This window comes from Mycoplasma marinum (genome assembly GCF_004335975.1).
GTDB classification, from domain to species: domain Bacteria; phylum Bacillota_I; class Bacilli_A; order Mycoplasmatales; family Metamycoplasmataceae; genus Mycoplasma_K; species Mycoplasma_K marinum.
This window is the reverse complement of sequence record NZ_PSZO01000083.1, coordinates 1-1,080: the sequence shown is the minus strand read 5'-3', so window position 1 is coordinate 1,080 and position 1,080 is coordinate 1. Positions and strand designations below refer to the sequence as shown.

General features: G+C 26.6%; 1 protein-coding gene. It reads left to right on the top strand.

The features are described 5' to 3' along the window. A partial coding sequence (locus C4B24_RS05080; protein ID WP_168388378.1) for a hypothetical protein occupies positions 1–1,080 on the top strand: 1,080 nt, incomplete at both ends.

The window sequence follows — 1,080 nt, the reverse complement described above, 5'->3', positions numbered from 1 at the left end:
GCAACAACTATTAAAGCACCAACTGATAAAGCTAGTGCAATTGCTTCAAGAATAAGTGATGTTGCTTCACTTAAAGATGAACTTGGAATTGATTTAACTTCTATTAATGGATCAACATTTGCAATTTCCGCTAAGTCCCTTCCAAAAAACATAATAAAAATTTCAATTTCTATGAATACTAATGATGCAAAAGTACCTGGTTCAAAAGCTATAGTTAAAAATATTCAGATACCATTAATTGCAGCAAAGAAATATGTTTTTAACCACACTTTATTTGCTACAAAAGACGAAGCTTTAAAGGCGCAAAAAGATGAACTTACAAAGAGGGTAGATTTAGAAATTTCTAAAAATTCAAATAAAGTTCTTGTTTATAAATTTAATGGAAAGGAATTTTTATCAAAAGAAGATTTAATTAAAGAGTATAAGAAAGTATTTAAAATAAATAAAATTTCCTTTAGAGATTTAAAAATAAAAGGTACAGAAACTGAAAAGAAATATATAGAAATAAAAAATAAAATTGATAACTCTAATAATAAAATTTTCTTAACTAACGGGAAACTTTTTACAACGATTGATGGAGCTATAAAAGAATATTACAAGCATTCAAATGGAGATGGTAGTGGAAAAACATTTGAGAAAAGATTGCATACTTCACATAACAACTTATTTGGTGGTAGTAATGCTATTTTAGGTTTAAATAAAAGTGCATTTAAAGGCTCTGGATCAAAAGATGGTAAGAAATATGTGACTGAAGAGAATACATTAAAAAAACTATTTGAATCATTTAAAAATGGAGATTTGTCAAGTATCTCTTCACTAAAAAATGCTATAGATCATTCAAATGAATTTTCAAAATATAAAGATGAGTTTTTAAAAGTTATTAAAGAATTTGAAAGATTCCAAAATGAAGATGGTGATGACTGATACTACTTTACTTTAAAAGCGGAGAATATGGATACAAATACAAAATTACCATCTGGGCATACTTTACAATCAGATTTATTTCTTTCTGATGCTAGAGAAGTTTCTAGTTGGAAAACATTCTGAGGTATTACAACAGGAATAGTATATAAAAAGAAA